Source organism: Streptomyces sp. NPDC050164 (assembly GCF_044459945.1).
Classification (GTDB): domain Bacteria; phylum Actinomycetota; class Actinomycetes; order Streptomycetales; family Streptomycetaceae; genus Streptomyces; species Streptomyces coeruleorubidus_A.
In genome coordinates, this window is the sequence record NZ_JBITJK010000002.1 from 17,826 (window position 1) to 36,442 (window position 18,617).

An 18,617-nucleotide genomic window follows, 5' to 3' on the forward strand; every position below is an offset into this window, starting at 1 on the left:
CAGCGCTACGAGACCGTCGGCGCCGGGGACGGGCCGGTCAGGCCCCGCTCCGCGCGCCAGCCGTCCACGATGGCCGCCTGGAGGCCGAACATCTCGGCCTTCTCGTCCGGTTCCTCGTGGTCGTAGCCCAGCAGGTGCAGCACGCCGTGGACGGTGAGCAGCTGGAGCTCCTCGTCCATGGAGTGCTGCGTGTCCGCTTCCTTGCCCTGCTTCTCCGCGACCTCGGGGCACAGCACGATGTCGCCGAGCAGCCCCTGCGGCGGCTCGTCGTCGTCCTTGGACGGCGGGCGCAGCTCGTCCATCGGGAAGGACATGACATCCGTGGGGCCCGGCAGGTCCATCCACTGGATGTGCAGCTGCTCCATGGCGGCGGCGTCCACCACGATCACCGAGAGCTCGGAGAGCGGGTGGATGCGCATCCGCGCCAGCGCATAGCGGGCGATGTCGAGGATCGCCTGCTCGTCGACCTCGGTACCGGACTCGTTGTTGACGTCGATCGACATGGTGCTGTGCTTGTCTACTTCCCCTTGTGCCCGGACTTGCCGCGGCCCTTGTGGGCGCCGTTCTGGGTGCCGTGCTCGGTGTCGTACTGCTCGTACGCGTCGACGATACGGCCCACCAGCTTGTGCCGGACCACATCGTGGGACGACAGGCGAGAGAAGTGGACGTCCTCGACGCCGTCCAGGATGTCCTGCACCTGGCGCAGACCGCTCTTCGTCCCGTCCGGGAGGTCGACCTGCGTCACGTCACCCGTGATCACGATCTTCGAGTCGAAGCCGAGGCGGGTGAGGAACATCTTCATCTGCTCGGGGCTGGTGTTCTGGGCCTCGTCCAAGATGATGAAGGCGTCATTAAGGGTGCGACCCCTCATGTACGCCAGCGGCGCGACCTCGATCGTGCCCGCCGCCATCAGCCGCGGGATCGAGTCCGGGTCGAGCATGTCGTGCAGCGCGTCGTAGAGCGGGCGCAGGTACGGGTCGATCTTCTCGTAGAGCGTGCCCGGGAGGAATCCGAGCCGCTCTCCCGCCTCGACCGCCGGGCGGGTCAGGATGATGCGGTTGACCTGCTTGGACTGCAGGGCCTGCACCGCCTTGGCCATCGCCAGGTAGGTCTTGCCGGTACCCGCCGGGCCGATGCCGAAGACGATCGTGTGCTTGTCGATCGCGTCCACGTAACGCTTCTGGTTGAGCGTCTTGGGGCGGATCGTGCGGCCTCGCGAGGACAGGATGTTCTGCGTGAGCACCTGGGCCGGGGTCTCCTGGCCGTCGCTCTCCCCGTTCTCGCTCGCCTTGAGCATGGCGATCGAGCGTTCCACTGCGTCCTCCGTCATCGGCTGTCCGGTGCGGAGCACCAGCATCATCTCGTCGAACACGCGGGCGATGAGGGCGACGTCCACAGGGTCGCCGACCGCGCTGATCTCGTTGCCCCGGACGTGGATGTCGGCCGCCGGGAAGGCCTTCTCGATCACGCGCAGGAGGGCGTCGCCGGACCCCAGCACGGTCACCATGGGGTGCTGGGCGGGGACGGTGAACTGTGCTCTCGCCTGCTCCTGCGCGGGGGTGTGAGCTGTGGGTGTCTGTGTCATGGGCCGGCGCTGAAGGCCTGCGGTTCCTCCTCTTCACGGCCGCGTAGCTGAGGGCGGCCTCGCGATTCCCAGGGTACGACGGGGGACTGACAACGCCGTAGGGGTTTTGGGGTGGGGTTTGCAACCGGGGGCGACAGCGGCTCTTGGCCGGGTGCTTTCGGGTGGTGGGTGGGCATAGGCCACGGGCCCCGGGGCGGAGCCCCCTGGTCGGCCGGGACGGTCACGCCGAGCGCCGGAACCCGATCGTCGGCACGGCCCGCCGCAAGGGCCAGGGCCTGACCAACTCCTCCGACACAAGCCCCGCCAGGAACCCGTACCGCCGCAACGCCGCCGGATCCTGCCCCTCCACCGACTGCACCCGCCGCCACCACGCCGCGATCTCCGACCACCCCGGCGCCGACAACGACCCCCCGAACTCCTGCACCGACAGCGCCGCGGTCAGCCCGGCGAAGGCCAGCCGGTCCGCCAGCGGCCAGTGAGCCAGCGTGCCGGTGACGAACCCGGCGACGAACACGTCCCCCGCCCCCGTCGGATCGAGCGCCTCGACCTCGATCGCGGGCACCTCCGCCGTCTCCCCCGTACGCCGGTCCACCGCGTACGCCCCGTCCGCCCCGAGCGTGACCACTGCGAGCGGCACGTAGTCGGTCAGCGCGTGCGCCGCCGCCCTTGGGCAGTCCGCGCCCGTGTACCGCATGGCCTCCTCGGCGTTCGGCAGGAAGGCCTCGCAGTGCCGCAGGTCGGGCAGCGCCGCCAGGTCCCAGGCACCCGTGTCGTCCCAGCCGACGTCGCCGAAGACCCGCGTGCCCTTGCTCGCGGCCTGGGCGATCCAGGGCGCGCTCACGCCGGGGGCGAGGGAGGCGACGGCGGCACGCGAGCGGGGCGGGCACTCGGGGGCGGGCTCCTCCGGGGGCGGCTCGTGGCCGTGCGAGACCATCGTGCGCTCCCCCTCGTAGGCCATGGAGACCGTCACCGGGGAGTGCCAGCCGGGCACCGTGCGCGACGGGGAGAGGTCGATGCCCTCGCCGTGCTCCAGGGCGTCCCAGCAGTAGTCGCCGTAGTGGTCGTCGCCGAAGGCCGCCGCGAGGGACGTCCTGAGGCCGAGGCGGGCCAGCGCGGTGGCCATGTTGGCGACGCCGCCGGGGCTCGACCCCATCCCGCGCGCCCAGGACTCGGTCCCGCGCACCGGGGCGGAGTCGAGCCCGGTGAAGATGATGTCGAGGAAGACGGTGCCGGTGAGATAGACGTCCCAGGGCGGGTCGTCCGGCGCGCGCAGCGGGGCGAGGGGATCGACCTGGCTCTGGCGGTGCGATCCCTTTCCGGCCGGGCCCTTTCCTGCCGGGGCGGTGGACGCGATCACGATGCGCTCCCTGACGTGGTGCGGACCAGGCCAGTGTGCACCACACCACCGACAACGTGACGCCGATCACGCCGGACCCACCCGTTCCGTCAGCTCGCGCCGGCCCCCGCGCGCCCCCTGGGCGACCGGTGAGCCGGTACTACCAGCGGGGCACCGAGGGCGTCCCCCACTCCGGGTCGGCGACCCGCATGGCCGCCGCGTCGTCGCGGTCCCGCAGCGCACCGTCGTCGTCCAGCCACCGCCGGTGCAGTACGGCCAGTCGCTCACGGTCGAGCTCCACGCCGAGCCCGGGCGCGTCGGACACGGTCACCTTGCCGCCCTCGAAGCCGAGCCGCTCGGTGAGCACGTCCTCCGACTGCCAGGGGTAGTGGGAGTCGCAGGCGTGGTGGAGGTTCGGGACGGTGGCCGCCACGTGGGTCATCGCGGCGAGCGAGATGCCCAGGTGGGTGTTGGAGTGCATCGACACGCCGACGCCGAAGGTGCGGCAGACGGCGGCGAGCTGCTGGGTGTTGCGCAGCCCGCCCCAGTAGTGGTGGTCGGAGAGCACCACCTGGACAGCGCCGCCCGCGCCCCTGGTGAACGCCTCCTTGATCTCGGCGAAGGTCGTCACGCACATGTTGGTGGCGAGCGGCACCCCGGTCCGCTCGGCGACCTCGGCCATGGCGGCGGTGCCGAGGGTCGGGTCCTCCAGGTACTCCAGGACGTCCCCGAGTTCGCGCGCCACCTTCAGCGAGGTCTCCAGGGACCAGGCGCCGTTGGGGTCGAGGCGCAGCGGGTGCCCGGGGAACGCCTCGGCGAGCGCCCGGACGGCCGCGATCTCCTCGTCGGGCGGGAAGACACCGCCCTTGAGCTTGAAGGAGGTGAAGCCGTACCGCTCGGTGAACCGGCGGGCCTGTGCCACCACTCCGGCCGGGTCGACGGCGGCCCCCCAGTCGTCCTTCTCGCAGGCGACGCCCTCCGGGTGCTCGGCCCACTTGTAGAACAGGTACGCGCTGTACTCGACGGCGTCGCGCACCTTGCCGCCGAGCAGCGCGTGCACGGGCAGCCCGAGGGTCTTGCCGAGGGCGTCGAGGCAGGCGACCTCGAAGGCGGAGACGACGGAAAGACGCAGCTTGTCGGCGGTCTGGACGCCGCGCAGCCCGCCGACGTCGACGGCGTTCTCGACCCGGGAGGCGTCCACCGCGACCCGGTCCGCGACCGTGAACAGCCCGTTCAGGTCGCTGACCTGGCGTCCCTTCAGCCGCTCGGCGAAGGGCCGGGCCAGCTCAAGGTACTTGGTGTCGCCGTAGGTCTCCCCCACGCCCGTCACCCCGTCCGCCGTGACGACCTCGACGATCAGCCGGGGCGTGTAGGGCTGGTGCACGCCCTGCGTGTTCAGCAGCGGCGGGTCCGCGACCAGGATCGGCGTCAGCCGTACGTCGGTGATGGCGAGGTTCACGGAGCGGCTCCTACGAGGTCGAGTCCCGCGGTGAGGAGGGCGGTGAGGGCGGCCAGGTCGGCGGGCGAGGGGTCGGTGAGCGGGGCGCGTACGGGGCCCACCGGGTGGCCGCGCAGCCGGGCCGCCGCCTTCACCAGCGACACGGCGTACCCGGGGACGCGGTCGCGCAGTTCGACGAGCGGGACGTAGAAGCCGCGCAGCAGCTTGTCGACGGTGCCGTGGTTGCCGTCGCGCAGGGCGGCGAAGAAGGCGTCGGCGATCTCGGGGGCGAAGGCGTGGACGGCGGAGGAGTAGGCGGGGACGCCGACGGCGGCGTAGGCGCGGGCCTGGATCTCGGCGGTGGCTGCGCCGTTGAAGAACAGGAAGTCCTCGGGCGCGGCAAGGGTCAGGCGCTGGAGCCGGTCGAGGTCGCTGTGGCCGTCCTTGAGGCCGATGACGCCCGGCAGGGCCGCGATGCGCCTGAGCGACTCGGCGGTGAACGCGACCTGTCCGCGCTGGTAGGCGACCAGGGGCAGCCGGGTGCGGGCGGCGATCTGTTCCAGCTGGGCGACCAGTCCGTCCTGCGGGGCGGCGACGAGGTAGTGCGGCAGCACGAGGAGCGCGTCGGCGCCGGCGTCCTCGGCGATGCGCGCGAACCGGACGGCCTGCGCCCAGCCGTACCCGGTCCCGGCCACGACCGGTACGCGGCCCGCCGCCTCCTCGACGGTGATGGTGACGACCTGCCGGTACTCGTCCTCGTCGAGCGAGAAGAACTCGCCGGTGCCGCAGGCGGGGAAGACGGCGCCGGGCGCGGTGGCGAGCCGGTCCGCGACGTAGGCGCGGAAGCCGTCCGGGTCGAGGGTGCCGTCGTCGCGGAAGCTGGTCAGCGGGAACGACAGCACGCCGCCGGCCATGCCCTCCCGCAGCCGGTGCGCGACCGCACCCGGTCCAGCGCTCACGGTCATCTCCTCGGCCATCCCCTCGCCATCTCCTTATGTAGACGTCATTTATGTATGAGAATGATGGTTGGGTACGGGAACGTCAACCGCACGGGGCGGCCCGATTACGATCGGCACATGCCAGACACAGGGGGCGTCCGCGAAGTGAAGTCCGCGGCCCGCACGGTCGAACTGCTGGAACTCCTCGCGGCGCGCGGCGACCGCCCGGCACGACTGCAGGAGCTGGCCGACGAACTCGCCGTGCCGCGCAGCTCGATGTACGCGCTGCTCCAGACCCTGATCTCGCGCGGCTGGGTCCGCACCGACGTCACCGGCTCCCTGTACGGCATCGGCATCCACGCCCTGCTCACCGGCACCAGCTACCTCGACTCCGACCCGCGGGTCCGGGTCGTACGGCCGTATCTCGACGAGGCGTCCGAGGCGCTCGGCGAGACGATCCACATGGGGCGGCTGGACGGCCGGGACGTGGCGTATCTGGCGACGCGGGAGTCGCACGAGTACCTGCGCACGATCAGCCGGGTGGGGCGGCACCTGCCCGCGCACGTCGGGGCCCTGGGCAAGGCCCTGCTGGCGGAACGCCCGGACGCGGAACTGCCCGAGGGGCCGTACGAGGCGCTGACCCCGAACTCGCACACCAGCCGGGAGTCCCTCGCGGCCGACCTCGCCCGGGTCCGGTACCGCGGCTGGTCCGTGGACCGGGAGGAGGGCGTGACCGGCATCGTCGGCTTCGGGTTCGCGCTGCGCTACGACACCCCGGCGCTGGACGCGATCAGCTGCTCGGTGCCGGTGGCCCGGCTCACGCCGGAGCACGAGGAGCGGATCGTCGCCGTGATGCGGGAGATCCGGGCGAAGGTGGAGGCGACGGTTCCAGGGGCCGGGTCGGTGCACTGGCGTTAGCGAGAACGCCCACGACGCCTTGCGAAAGGCGCTTGTTTACCCGGACTTCACCGCACCAAACGCAACGTGCGCCACATCACACCTCCCGGGTTAACTCGTACGACTACTTGCTTGATACAAATTGCCCGCGCGTTCCTGTCCGTCGACGGTCGTCGCCCAATCCCCCTCCTCCACCGCTCCTTTCGCATGCCCTGGGAACGCCCGTGTTCGCCCCCCGCACCACCCCCTGGCCCCTCGTCGCCCTTTTCACGGCCGGGTACCTCGCCCCGTATCTGCTGCCGACCACCGTCGGCAGACTCGACTCGGGCCTTCCGCTCTCCGCCACCCAGGCCGGCGCCATCGGCAGCGCTCTGCTGCTGAGTTCGGCGACCGCCGGATTCGCCCTGGCCTCACGGGTCGAACGGATCGGAGCCCGCACCCTCGCCCGGCTCGGGCTCGCGCTGGCCCTGCTCGGCTACGGCGTTGCCGCACTGACCACCGCCGTCCCGGCCGTCGTCACAGGCGCGGTCCTCGGCGGGTTCGGCTCCGGCACGGCCACCACCGTCGCCGCCACCCTCATCGCCGCCCAGCGGGATCCGCACCGGGCCTCCACGGCCGGTCTGCTCACCGTCTCCGCCCTCGCGGGCGCCGTCTATCTGACGGTCCCGCACCTCGGTCCGGGGCACGGTCTGCCCCTGGCCGCGATCGCTCTGACGGCCCTGGCCGTGTGGCCGCTGACCGGCCGCCTGCCCGCCGGTACGCCCGCCGCGCCCACGCGGCACCACAAGGCCCGGCTGCCACACGCCCGTTCGGGCCTGGTGCTGGCCGCCGCCATGGTGTGCTGGTCGCTCGCCCAGAACTCCCTGTGGGGCGTGAGCGGACAGATCGGACTGACCCAGGCCCACCTCGGCGAGGCCACCGTCGGCGCCGTCTTCGCCGTGGCGCTGGGCGCCGGACTGACCGGGGTCCTCGCGGCCGGCGCGCTCGGGGCGCGGCTGGGACGCGCGGTGCCGATCGGGGCGGGCACGGTCCTCATCGCCGGCTGCATCGTGCTCAGCGCCTCCGCGACCGACCTGGTGAGCTTCGCGACCGGCGAGATCGCCTGGAACACCCTGTATCCGGTGGTGCTGTCGTACCTGATCGGGCTCGCCGCCTCGCTGGACCCGCGTGGCCGCTGGGCCGTGCTCGTCGGCTCGGCGTCCTCGCTGGGCACGGCCGCCGGGCCGCTCACCGGCAGTGTGCTGTCGGCGCAGGCCGGGTTCCCGGTCATGGGCGCGATCCTGGCCGCCGGTCTGCTGGTGGTCGCCCTGCCGATGACCGCCGTCGCCCTGCACACGAGCGGACGCCCGCTGCTTGCCGGGGCGATCCGCCGCCGGGGCGGCCACCCGGCCGCCCTGGTCGCCGCCACCACGGGCACCCGCACCGGCGCGGTCCCCGAGATCGGCGCTCCGGAACAGCCGGTGGTGGAGATCCCCCTGGACACCCCGGCCGTCCCGGCCCAGCGCGCCTACGGCAAGGCCGGGTCGGAGGCCCTGTGAGACCGCGGGTTCCTCAGCGGAACTCGTAGGCCTCCACCTCGGCGAGATACCGCGCCCGCAACTCCTCGTCGTCCTCCAGGAACGAGGCGAGGAAGGAGTTGCGGGCGAGCTCGCGCAGCCGCTCCTCGCCCAGGCCGAGGGTGTCGCGCACGGCGTCGAAGTTGTCACCGGCGTACCCGCCGAAGTAGGCCGGGTCGTCCGAGTTGACCGTGCACATGAGGCCGGCGTCCAGCATGGCGGGCAGCGGATGGTCGGCGAGGGTGTCGACGGTACGCAGCCGGACGTTCGACAGGGGACACAGCGTCAGCGGCACCCGCTCCCGCACCAGCCGCTTCATCAGCTCCGGGGCCTCCACGCAGCGCAGCCCGTGGTCGACCCGCTCGACGCCGAGGACGTCCAGGGCCTCGGTGATGTACTCCGGCGGCCCCTCCTCACCGGCGTGCGCGACCCGCCTGAGGCCGAGCGCGGCAGCGGCCTCGTACACCTCGCGGAACTTCGCGGGCGGATGCCCGACCTCGGCCGAGTCGAGGCCGACGCCGGTGATCCGGTCCAGGTACGGCTTGGCCGCCTGAAGGGTCGCCAGGGCCGACTCGGCGGACTCGTCGCGCAGGAAGCACATGATCAGCCGGGTCGAGACGCCGTGCTGTGACTCGCTGTCGCCGAGCGCCCGCCACAGCCCCTCGACGACCGTGCCGAGTTCCAGCCCGCGGCTGGTGTGGGCCTGCGGGTCGAAGAAGATCTCCGCGTGCCGCACGCCCTGGGCGGCCGCGCGTTCGAGGTAGGCGTTCGCGAGGTCCTCGAAGTCCCGCTCGGTGCGCAGGACGGCCATGAGCTCGTAGTACAGGTTCAGGAACGACTGGAGGTCCTCGAACCGGTAGGCCTCGCGCAGCTCGTCCGTGTCCGCATACGGCAGCGTGAGGCCACCCCGCGCGGCGAGCTCGAAGGCGAGTTCCGGTTCCAGGGTGCCTTCGATATGAAGGTGCAGTTCGGCTTTGGGGAGGGACATCAATTCATCGTACGGGCGTTTCACTGACGCTTTGGAACCGGCACCCTCAACAGATCGTGCGCCACGGTCAGCTCCCCCTCGTACCCCGCCGCCCGCGCCTGCCGCTCGAACTCCTCGGGGTCGTGGTAGCGCTGGCTGAAGTGGGTCAGCACGAGGTGCCGCACACCGCCGTCCCGGGCCACCCGCGCGGCCTGACCTGCCGTCAGATGGCCGTGTTCCACGGCGAGTTGCTCGTCCTCGTCGAGGAAGGTCGACTCGATGACGAGCATGTCGCAGCCCTCGGCGAGCGCGTACACCCCGTCGCACAGCCGGGTGTCCATGACGAACGCGAACCGCTGCCCGCGCCGCACCTCGCTGACGTCGTCGAGCGAGACCCCGCCGAGCGACCCCTCGCGCTGGAGCCGGCCGATGTCCGGCCCCTTGATGCCGTGCGCGGCGAGCCGCTCGGGCAGCATGCGGCGGCCGTCGTGCTCGACGATCCGGTAGCCGTACGACTCGACCGAGTGCGACAGCCTGCGGGTGTCCAGCGTGTACGACGGCGTGACCGCGAGGACGCCGTCCCCGTCGGCCGGGGCCTCGGTGATGAAGACGGTCGCGCGGTAGGGCGTGGCGAACTGGAGCCGCTCGTAGAAGCGCTGCCCGGACTTCGGGTAGTGGGCGGTGATCTCGTGCGGCACCTGGTCGAGGTTGATGCGCTGGATGACCCCGGGCAGGCCCAGTGCGTGGTCGCCGTGGAAGTGCGTGACGCAGAGCCGGTTCAGGTCGTGCGCGGCGACCCCGGCACGGACCATCTGGCGCTGCGTGCCCTCGCCGGGGTCGAACAGGATGCCCTCGCCGTCCCAGCGGAGCAGGTAGCCGTTGTGGTTGCGGTGGCGGGTCGGGACCTGGCTGGCGGTGCCGAGCACCACGAGTTCGCGTACGGACAAGGCGGATTACCCCGGAGGCCAGTCGAGGCCGCGGCCGCCGAGCACGTGACCGTGCACGTGCCAGACCGTCTGGCCGGCGCCGCTGCCGGTGTTGAACACCAGGCGGTAGCTGTCCAGCTTCTCCTCGTCGGCGACGGCCTGGGCCTCGCGGAGCACGTCCGCGGTAAGGGCCGGGTCGGCTGCGGCGAGTGCGGCGGCGTTCTCGTGGTGCGCCTTGGGGATGATCAGGACGTGGGTGGGGGCCTGGGGGTTGATGTCGCGGAACGCGACGGTGGTGTCCGTCTGGCGGACGATCGTCGCCGGGATGGTTCCGGCGACGATCTTGCAGAACAGGCAGTCGTCCTGGGGTTCCCCTGCCATTTTCCCTCCGGGGTTGGGCCGTGCGGTCCGACTCGGGCATCGTATCGTCGTCGGGTGCGGGTGCGTTTGGGCTCGTCGCGCCCCTGTGGCGGAGCCGCACATCGACACAGTCCCGCGCCCCTAATCGGTCGGCACAGCAGGGGGCGTTTTCGCGGGACTGTTCTCCAGGTTCTCCAGCGCGATACGGATCGCCTCGTCCAGTTGGGCGTCCCTGCCCGCCACGTAATCCTGGGGGCGCTGGAGGACCTCCACGTCGGGATCCACCCCGTAGTTCTCCACTCCCCACTCGTAGCCCTCCAGCCAGAAGGCGTACTTGGGTTGGGTGACCCGGGTGCCGTCCACCAACCGGTACCGGCTGTCGATGCCGATGACGCCGCCCCAGGTGCGGGTGCCGACGACCGGGCCCAGGCCGAGGGCCTTGATCGCGGCGTTGACGATGTCGCCGTCGGAGCCGGAGAACTCGTTGGCGACGGCCACGACGGGGCCGCGGGGGGCGTCCTGGGGGTAGCTGTAGGGGCGCATGCCGCGGGGAACGGCCCAGCCGACGATGCGGCGGGCGAGTTTCTCGACGACCAGCTGGGAGGTGTGGCCGCCGCGGTTCTCGCGGACGTCGACAACCAGACCCTCACGGGCGACCTCGACGCGCAGGTCGCGGTGGATCTGGGCCCAGCCGGGCGCCTGCATGTCCGGGACGTGCAGGTATCCGAGGCGGCCGCCGGACTTCTCGTGGACGTAGGCGCGCCGGTCGGCGACCCAGGCGTGGTACCGCAGCGGCTCCTCGTCCGCGACCGGGACGACGACGGCGTGCCGCGGGTCGCCACCGCCGGACGGGGAGATGGTCAGCTCGACCGGCTTGCCCGCCGTGCCGATCAGCAGCGGGCCGGGTCCCGCCACCGGGTCGACCGGCTGTCCGGCGATCGCGAGGACGGCGTCCCCGGGGCGTACGGCGACGCCGGGCGCGGCCAGCGGGCTGCGGGCGTCCGGGTCGGAGGTCTCGGAGGGCAGGATGCGGTCGACGCGCCAACTGCCGTCCTCGTGGCGGGAGATGTCGGCGCCGAGCAGGCCCTGGCGGGGACCGCCGCCGAATCCGCCGCGCGGGGTGACGTAGGCGTGCGAGGTGCCGAGTTCGCCCTGCACCTCCCACAGCAGGTCGACCAGGTCGTCGTGGGTGGCGAGCCGGTCGACGACCGGACGGTAGCGGTCGAGGACGCCGGCCCAGTCGACGCCGCTCATGTCCGGCCGCCAGAAGTGGTCCCGCATGATGCGGCCGTTCTCGTCGAACATCTGCCGCCACTCGGCGGCCGGGTCGACGAACTGGCGTACGCGGCCCAGGTCGACGGTGATGTTGGTGTCGCTGTCGTCGTCGTTCGAGGCGCGCCGGTCGCTGGGGACGACCTTCAGCCGCCCGTCGGTCCACAGCAGCACTCGCTTGCCGTCGCCGCTGACCTCGAAGTGGTCGGCGTCGACGGCGAGATGCTCGACCCGCTGCTGGGCGAGGTCGTACCGCTCCAGCTCGGACTTGGGGTCGGGGTCGTCCGGGGTGGCCCGGGACGCGCCGAGCACACCGGCGACCGGGTGGCGCAGCCACAGGACACCGTCCTTGGCGGCGCGCAGGTTGGAGTAGCGGGCGGCCTCGACCGGGAAGGGCACGATGCGGTCGGCGAGGCCTTCGAGGTCGATGCGCGTGGTGGGGGTGCCCTCGCTGTCGGGGGTCTCCTCCCGGTCGGGCGTCTCGAAGGACCGGCCGTGCCGCTGCGGCCCGAACGGGGAGGGCGTGGTGGCCGCGAGCGTGATCAGATGCGGCCGGGCGCCCTCCACGAAGGCCAGGTCGAAGACGTGCTCGTCGTAGACCGGGTCGAAGGAGCGGGTCGACAGGAACGCGAGGTGCTTGCCGTCCGTCGTGAACGCCGGCGCGTAGTCCTGGAAGCGCAGCGGGGTCGCCTCGGTGACCGACAGGTCCGTGGTGTTGGCGAGCTTCAGCTGGCACAGGGGCCGCGGGCCGGGGTGGGACCAGGCGAGCCAGGAGGAGTCGGGCGAGAAGACGAGCCCGGACACATCACCGTCCTCGCTGCGGTCGACCTCCCGCACTTCACCCGTCTCCCTCTCGACGAGCAGCAGGCGCCCGTCGTGGGAGGCCACGGCCGCACGGCTGCCGTCCGGTGCCATGGCGAGGTCCAGCACCCTGCCGAGCTGCCCGGCGGCGAGCCGGCGCGGTGTCACACCCGGGGCGAGGCCGGTGGCGGGCGCGAACTCCAGGGCGTCGTCGCCCTCAGCGTCCGTCACCCACACCACCCACTCCTCGCCGTCCGCGCGGAACGCCCGCGGCAGCCGGGCCCGCACCCCGGGCGTCGCGGCCAGGGCGCGGGCCGGGCCGGAGCGGTGGGTGACCCAGTGGACGCAGCCGCGTACGGACACGGCGCTGCCGCGCGCGGTGTGGTCCGGGGACGCCGACCCGAACCAGCGGGAGGCGTTCACCGGGAACGGCTGGAGATCGACGCGCTGTCCGCCGAGCCGCACGTCCAGCCGCCGCGGCTCGGCCCCGTCCAGATCATCGAGCACCCACAGCTCACCGGCGCTGGAGTAGACGACACGGGTGCCGTCGGTCGCGGCATGCCGGGCGTAGAAGCCGTCGAGCGGGGTGTGCCGACGCAGGTCGGACCCGTCGGCGAGGGAGGAGTACAGCGCGCCGGTGCCGTCGTGGTCGGACAGGAAGGCGATCCGGTCCCCCGCCCACAGCGGGTACTCGATGTTCCCGTCGAGTTCCTCGTGCAGCCGGACGAACTCCCCGTCGCCGTCCCGGTCGATCCACAACTTGCCCGCCGTACCGCCCCGATACCGCTTCCACCAGGCGGCCTCGCGCCCCATCGGCGCGGACAGGAGGAGGACACTCGGCCCGTAGGCGATGTCACCGACCGGCCCGTGCGGCAGGGTGGTGGCCGGGCCACCGTCGAGCGGCACGGCACGCGCCCAGGTGCGGCGCAGACTCGCCTGCCCCTGGGAGCTGATCGCGAGTACCTTGCCGTCCGGGGTCCAGCCACGCACCTGGGTCTTCAGACTGCCCCAGTACGTCAGGCGCTTGGCGGGGCCGCCGTCGACCGGGGCGACGTGCACCTCGGGGGCGCCGTCGCGGGTCGAGGTCCAGGCGACGGTGGTGCCGTCGGGCGAGATACGAGGGAGGGTCACCGGCACGTTGTCGGCGCTGACCCGCCAGGCCCGTCCGCCGTCGAGAGGAGCGAGCCACACGTCGTCCTCGGCGGTGAAGGCGACCAGGTCACCGTGCACGTGGGGGAACCGGAGGTAAGCAGGCGATGCGGACTGTGTCACCCGATCACCCTATGCAGGGAGGACGTCGTGCGGACAGGGTTCGGATCACTTCCCCTCGACGGGGCGGCAGTCCGGGTACCGATCGCACCAGATGGTCTGTGTGACGGTAACGGTGACGGTGGGTCCGGGCTGCCCGTTCGAGGGCCCACCGCCCACGGGCGGCGGGCTGGTGGCGTTGCAGTTACCGAGCCCGTCGACCTCGAACCACACCTTGCCGTCCACCTTGGCGGTGATGTTCCCGCGCACGCAAGCGCCGTCCACGGCGTGGGTGACCTTGCCGTCGACCGTGATGTCCTTCCCGTCCTCCGTCTCACCCTCACAGTCGACGGTGGCGACGGTCTTCTCACTCGCCGAGGGCGACGGCTTCCCGCCCTGGCCGTTGTCCCCGTAGGAGGCGGTGCACGTCAGCCACCGCACGCCCGCCTTCTGCCGGTTGAGCTCCTTGGTCACAGTCTCGTCGGTGGTGTACGCGACGGACGCGGAGCTGATCCCGGCACCGGGTTCACACGCGACGGCCCCACCCACGGCAACTACCGCGAATGTCGCCGCGACCGCCACCCTACGACTGCGCGGCCTTCGCCAAATCCTCCTCAAAGCCCCCATGGAGGGCAGCCTGCCACCGTCGGGGGCGGGGCGGTAGAGCGCAAATGGCCACGCGGCGTTAATGCGGTGGCGGGGCGTTGCGCAGCCCGGCGTATGCACCCAGACAAGCCGTCAGCCGCGTAGCAGCAGCCACTCCTGCAGCTCGACCAAGTTGCCCTCGGGGTCCTTGAGGTGGGCGACGCGCAGGCGGTCGGTCACGGGCACCGGCCCGTGCAGGATCGTGGCGCCGCGCAGAGTGATCTCCTCGCAGTACGCGTCCAGGGCATCGACACGCAGGACGACCAGGGAGCGGTGGCCGTTCGCCGTGTCGCCCAGCTCGTCCAGCATCTCGGCCATCATCGGGCGGTCCTGCAACGCGATCCCCGCGGATCCCACCGTGGGGCTGAACTTCTCGTACGGCCCGTCCACCGCCCCCGACTGCGGCTTGAGGCCGAGGACCTCGCCGTAGAAGTGGTAGCAGGCGGCGAAGTCGGTCACGAGCAGTCGTACCTGTGCGAGTTCCACGGTGCCTCCGAGAAAGGTCAGGTCCAGCGGCCGGTGCGAGCCAGGAGCACGGCCACGGCCGCGGTCCCGGCAGTCGATGTGCGCAGCACACTGCGCCCGAGGCGATACGCCTTGGCCCCCGCTTGTGCGAACAGCGCCAACTCCTCCGGCGCCACGCCCCCTTCGGGCCCCACCACCAGCACGATCTCACCGGACGACGGCAGTTCGGCCGTCGCCAGCGGCTCGTCCCCGCTCTCGTGCAGCACGGCGGCGAAGTCGGCACCGGCCAGGAGCGCCGCGACCTGCTTGGTCGTCGCCACCTCCGCGACCTGCGGGAAGCGCACCCGGCGGGACTGCTTGCCCGCCTCCCGGGCCGTCGCCCGCCACTTGCCCAGCGCCTTCAGCCCCCGGTCGCCCTTCCACTGCGTGATGCAACGCGCCGCCGCCCACGGCACGATCGCGTCGACGCCGACCTCGGTCATCGTCTCGACGGCCAGCTCCCCGCGGTCCCCCTTGGGCAGTGCCTGGACGACGGTCACCCGGGGCTGCTCCGGCGGCTCCTCGGTCACCGGGTCCAGCCGGACGATCAGCCGGTCCTTGCCCTCGGTGTCGAGCACGACACCGTCCGCCCACCGCCCGGCCCCGTCCGTGAGGACGACGTCCTCACCGGGCCGCAGCCGCTTCACGGAGACGGCGTGCCGTCCCTCCGGACCGTCGAGGACACAGCGGCCGCCCCCGCCCGCGTCGAAGTGCTCGACCACGAACACCGGAGCTGTCATCGGACTCCGCCTCCGCCCGACAGCGCGGTCAGCGCCGCGGCGAGTTCACCGGCCAGCACCTCCATCAGCTGCCCGGCGGGCAGCTCCCGCGCCATCCGGTGCCCCTGTCCGGCCCACAGCGCCATGCCCTGCGCGTCCCCCGCCTTGGCGGCGGCCTGGCGCAGCGGCGAGGTGAGGTGGTGGATCTCGGGATAGGCGGCGGGCGCGTACGGGCCGTGCTCGCGCAGGAAGCGGTTGACCAGGCCGCGCGCCGGGCGCCCGGAGAAGGCCCGGGTCAACTCCGTGCGCACGAACAGGGGGTTGGTCAGCGCCTGCTTGTGCACGGCGTTCGCCCCCGACTCGGCGGTGGCGAGGAACGCGGTGCCGAGCTGGGCCGCGCTCGCGCCCGCCGCGAGGACCGCGGCGATCTGGCCGCCGCGCATGATGCCGCCGGCGGCGATGATCGGGATGCTCACGGCCTCCCGGATCTGGGCGACCAGCGACAGCAGCCCGATGCCGGAACCGTCCGTCTCGGGGATGTCCCGGTGCGTGCCCTGGTGGCCGCCGGCCTCGACGCCCTGCGCGATGACCGCGTCCGCGCCCGCCCGCTCGACGGCCCGGGCCTCGTCGGGGGTGGTCGCGGTGACCAGGACGAAGGTGCCGACCCGGTGCAGGGCGTCGACGACCTCCCGGGTCGGCGTGCCGAAGTGGAACGACACCGCCGGCACGGGGTTGTCGCGCAGCACCGCGAGCTTGGTCTCGTAGCCGTCGTCCCGGCCGCTGTCGGGGTCGCCGAGCTCGGCCTCGTACCAGGAGGCCTCGCCGGCCAGCTGGTGGGCGTAGACGTCGATGGCCGCGGGGTCGGCGTACTCCGGCTGCGGCATGAAGAGGTTCACTCCGAAGGGCCTGCTGGTGAGGCTGCGGAGCTGCTTGATCTCCTGGTACATCCCGTCGGCGGTTTTGTACCCGGCGGCGAGGAACCCGAGTCCGCCCGCCTCGCACACGGCGGCGGCCAGCTTCGGTACGGAGACGCCGCCCGCCATGGGGGCCTGCACGATCGGGTGAGGGAAGAGATCGGTCAGCGCGGAGGACATGACCGCATGTTGTCACGTCCTCCGAACAACCCCGAAACCGGCCTGCCGTGTGGCATAGACCAGAGGAAAAGCCACCCACCGGCCCCCGGGGGAGCCGACGTCAGCGCCCGTTGAACGCATCCTTCAACCGCGAGAACAACCCCTGCTGCCCGGGTTGGAACTGCCCCTGAGGCCGCTCCTCGCCGCGCAGCTTGGCCAGCTCGCGCAGCAGGCGCTCCTGCTCGACGTCCAGCTTGCTCGGGGTCTGGACCTCGACGTGGACGATGAGGTCGCCGCGTCCGCCGCCGCGCAGGTGCGTGACACCACGGCCGTGCAGCGGGATCGACTGGCCGGACTGGGTGCCGGGCCGGATGTCGACCTCCTCCAGGCCGTCCAGCGTCTCCAACGGCACCTTCGTGCCGAGGGCGGCCGCCGTCATCGGGAGCGTGACCGTGCAGTGCAGGTCGTCGCCGCGCCGCTGGAACTGCGAGTGGGGCAGTTCGTGGATCTCGACGTACAGGTCGCCCGCGGGGCCGCCGCCTGGCCCGACCTCGCCCTCGCCGGCGAGCTGGATGCGCGTGCCGTTGTCGACACCGGCGGGGATCTTCACGGTCAGCGTGCGGCGGGAGCGGACGCGGCCGTCGCCGGCACACTCCGGGCAGGGGGTCGGGACGACCGTGCCGAAGCCCTGGCACTGCGGGCAGGGCCGCGAGGTCATGACCTGACCGAGGAAGGACCGCGTGACCTGGGACACCTCACCGCGGCCGCGGCACATGTCACACGTCTGGGCGGAGGTCCCCGGCGCCGCGCCCTCACCGTTACAGGTGTTGCAGACGACCGCCGTGTCGACCTGGATGTCCTTCGTCGTACCGAAGGCCGCCTCGTCGAGCTCTATCTCGATGCGGATCATGGCGTCCTGGCCGCGGCGGGTGCGCGAGCGCGGACCGCGCTGCGACGCCGTGCCGAAGAACGCGTCCATGATGTCGGAGAAGTTCCCGAAGCCGCCGGCCCCGAAGCCGCCCGCGCCACCGCCTCCGGCCTGCGAGAGCGGGTCGCCGCCGAGGTCGTAGACCTGCTTCTTCTGCGGGTCCGACAGCACCTCGTAGGCGGCGTTGATCTCCTTGAACCGCTCCTGGGTCTTCGGATCGGGGTTGACGTCCGGGTGCAGCTCGCGCGCGAGCCGCCGGAAGGCCTTCTTGATCTCTTCCTGCGACGCGTCGCGGCGCACGCCGAGTACGGCGTAGTAGTCCGTGGCCACTACGACTCCGCCAGGATCTGTCCGACGTACCGTGCCACTGCGCGTACCGCTCCCATCGTTCCCGGGTAGTCCATGCGGGTCGGTCCGACCACGCCGAGCTTGGCGACAGCCTCGCCGCCCGAACCGTAGCCGACCGACACGACGGACGTGGAGTTGAGTCCTTCATGGGCGTTCTCATGACCGATACGTACGGTCACGCCCGGATCCTTCGCCTCGCCGAGCAGCTTGAGGAGCACGACCTGCTCCTCCAGCGCCTCCAGCACCGGCCGGATCGTGAGGGGGAAGTCATGCCCGAAGCGGGTCAGATTGGCGGTGCCGCCGATCATCAGCCGCTCCTCGTTCTCCTCGACGAGTGTCTCCAGGAGAGTGGAGAGCACCGTGGAGACCGTACCCCGGTCCTCGTGCTCGAACGCCTCCGGCAGATCTTCCACCAGACTCGGCACATCCGTGAAACGGCGGTTCGCGACACGGCTGTTGAGCCGCGCGCGCAGATCCGCCAGCGAGGCCTCGCCGAAGGGCGCCGGGCAGTCGACCACGCGCTGCTCGACCCGCCCGGTGTCCGTGATCAGCACGAGCATCACGCGCGCGGGCGCGAGGGAGAGCAATTCCACATGCCGCACGGTCGAGCGGGTCAGCGACGGGTACTGCACGACGGCGACCTGTCGCGTGAGCTGCGCGAGCAGCCGCACCGTACGTGCCACGACGTCGTCGAGGTCGACGGCGCCCTCGAGGAAGTTCTGGATCGCGCGCCGCTCGGGCGCGGTCATCGGCTTGACGCCGGCCAGCTTGTCCACGAACAGCCGGTAGCCCTTGTCGGTGGGGATGCGCCCGGCGCTGGTGTGCGGCTGGGCGATGTACCCCTCGTCCTCGAGGGCCGCCATGTCGTTGCGGACGGTGGCCGGGGAGACGCCGAGGTTGTGCCGCTCGGTGAGGGCCTTGGAGCCCACCGGCTCCTCGGTGCCGACGTAGTCCTGGACGATGGCGCGCAGCACCTGAAGCCTGCGTTCACTGAGCATTCGCGCACACCTCCAGAAGTCGTCCGCCTGGTGTCCTGCCTGTCGTGCCTGGCACTCTGCGCGTGCGAGTGCCAGCAT

At 72.0% G+C, this 18,617-nt stretch carries 17 protein-coding genes; 2 read left to right on the forward strand and 15 right to left on the reverse strand.

Annotated features, from left to right (window positions below; all coding sequences use genetic code 11):
• Positions 1-5 precede the first annotated feature (5 nt).
• From ybeY to ACIBNA_RS02905, 5 genes are all read right to left on the reverse strand, one after another.
• A complete protein-coding gene (gene ybeY, locus ACIBNA_RS02885; RefSeq protein ID WP_059414063.1) occupies positions 6-503 on the reverse strand; it encodes an rRNA maturation RNase YbeY in 498 nt (165 codons plus the stop codon).
• A 14-nt stretch (positions 504-517) separates the two neighbouring features.
• Positions 518-1,585, reverse strand: coding sequence for a PhoH family protein (locus ACIBNA_RS02890; protein ID WP_399163519.1), 1,068 nt, complete (start codon positions 1,583-1,585; stop codon positions 518-520).
• Between the two features lie 220 nt (positions 1,586-1,805).
• Positions 1,806-2,942, reverse strand: a complete 1,137-nt coding sequence (locus ACIBNA_RS02895) for a carbohydrate kinase family protein (RefSeq protein WP_399163520.1) — start codon at positions 2,940-2,942, stop codon at positions 1,806-1,808.
• Between the two features lie 139 nt (positions 2,943-3,081).
• Positions 3,082-4,380 (reverse strand): glucarate dehydratase family protein, encoded by a 1,299-nt coding sequence (locus tag ACIBNA_RS02900; protein WP_399163521.1) that lies wholly within the window; start codon positions 4,378-4,380, stop codon positions 3,082-3,084.
• Entirely contained in the window at positions 4,377-5,324 is a 948-nt protein-coding gene (locus tag ACIBNA_RS02905) for a 5-dehydro-4-deoxyglucarate dehydratase (protein WP_399163912.1), read from the reverse strand. The genes ACIBNA_RS02900 and ACIBNA_RS02905 overlap by 4 nt, the downstream gene beginning before the upstream one ends.
• A 111-nt stretch (positions 5,325-5,435) precedes the next feature.
• Here ACIBNA_RS02905 and ACIBNA_RS02910 point away from each other — a divergent pair, with 111 nt between their 5' ends.
• A complete protein-coding gene (locus ACIBNA_RS02910; RefSeq protein WP_399163522.1) occupies positions 5,436-6,215 on the forward strand; it encodes an IclR family transcriptional regulator in 780 nt (259 codons plus the stop codon).
• Between the two features lie 203 nt (positions 6,216-6,418).
• On the forward strand, positions 6,419-7,732 hold the full coding sequence (locus tag ACIBNA_RS02915; protein ID WP_399163523.1) for an MFS transporter: 1,314 nt from the start codon (positions 6,419-6,421) through the stop codon (positions 7,730-7,732).
• Between the two features lie 13 nt (positions 7,733-7,745).
• Here ACIBNA_RS02915 and ACIBNA_RS02920 read toward each other — a convergent pair whose 3' ends face one another.
• From ACIBNA_RS02920 to hrcA, 10 genes are all read right to left on the reverse strand, one after another.
• Positions 7,746-8,738 carry an adenosine deaminase gene (locus ACIBNA_RS02920; protein WP_399163524.1) on the reverse strand — a complete coding sequence of 331 codons (993 nt, stop codon included), beginning with the start codon at positions 8,736-8,738 and terminating at the stop codon, positions 7,746-7,748.
• A gap of 20 nt (positions 8,739-8,758) precedes the next feature.
• Positions 8,759-9,664, reverse strand: coding sequence for a ribonuclease Z (locus ACIBNA_RS02925; protein WP_399163525.1), 906 nt, complete (start codon positions 9,662-9,664; stop codon positions 8,759-8,761).
• A 6-nt stretch (positions 9,665-9,670) separates the two neighbouring features.
• Entirely contained in the window at positions 9,671-10,024 is a 354-nt protein-coding gene (locus ACIBNA_RS02930; RefSeq protein WP_399163526.1) for a histidine triad nucleotide-binding protein, read from the reverse strand.
• Between the two features lie 120 nt (positions 10,025-10,144).
• Positions 10,145-13,348, reverse strand: a complete 3,204-nt coding sequence (locus ACIBNA_RS02935) for a S41 family peptidase (RefSeq protein ID WP_399163527.1) — start codon at positions 13,346-13,348, stop codon at positions 10,145-10,147.
• Positions 13,349-13,393: 45 nt separating this feature from the next.
• A complete protein-coding gene (locus ACIBNA_RS02940; protein WP_399163528.1) occupies positions 13,394-13,951 on the reverse strand; it encodes a hypothetical protein in 558 nt (185 codons plus the stop codon).
• A gap of 111 nt (positions 13,952-14,062) precedes the next feature.
• A complete protein-coding gene (locus ACIBNA_RS02945; RefSeq protein WP_399163529.1) occupies positions 14,063-14,455 on the reverse strand; it encodes a VOC family protein in 393 nt (130 codons plus the stop codon).
• Between the two features lie 17 nt (positions 14,456-14,472).
• Positions 14,473-15,213: a 16S rRNA (uracil(1498)-N(3))-methyltransferase gene (locus ACIBNA_RS02950; RefSeq protein WP_399163530.1), complete on the reverse strand. Its 741-nt coding sequence runs from the start codon at positions 15,211-15,213 to the stop codon at positions 14,473-14,475.
• Entirely contained in the window at positions 15,210-16,286 is a 1,077-nt protein-coding gene (locus ACIBNA_RS02955; RefSeq protein ID WP_399163531.1) for a nitronate monooxygenase, read from the reverse strand. Before ACIBNA_RS02955 ends, ACIBNA_RS02950 begins: the two co-directional genes overlap by 4 nt.
• Positions 16,287-16,386: 100 nt before the next feature.
• Entirely contained in the window at positions 16,387-17,523 is a 1,137-nt protein-coding gene (dnaJ, locus tag ACIBNA_RS02960; RefSeq protein WP_274816221.1) for a molecular chaperone DnaJ, read from the reverse strand.
• Positions 17,523-18,539 carry a heat-inducible transcriptional repressor HrcA gene (gene hrcA, locus ACIBNA_RS02965; protein WP_010042039.1) on the reverse strand — a complete coding sequence of 339 codons (1,017 nt, stop codon included), beginning with the start codon at positions 18,537-18,539 and terminating at the stop codon, positions 17,523-17,525. The genes dnaJ and hrcA overlap by 1 nt, the downstream gene beginning before the upstream one ends.
• Positions 18,540-18,617: the final 78 nt, after the last annotated feature.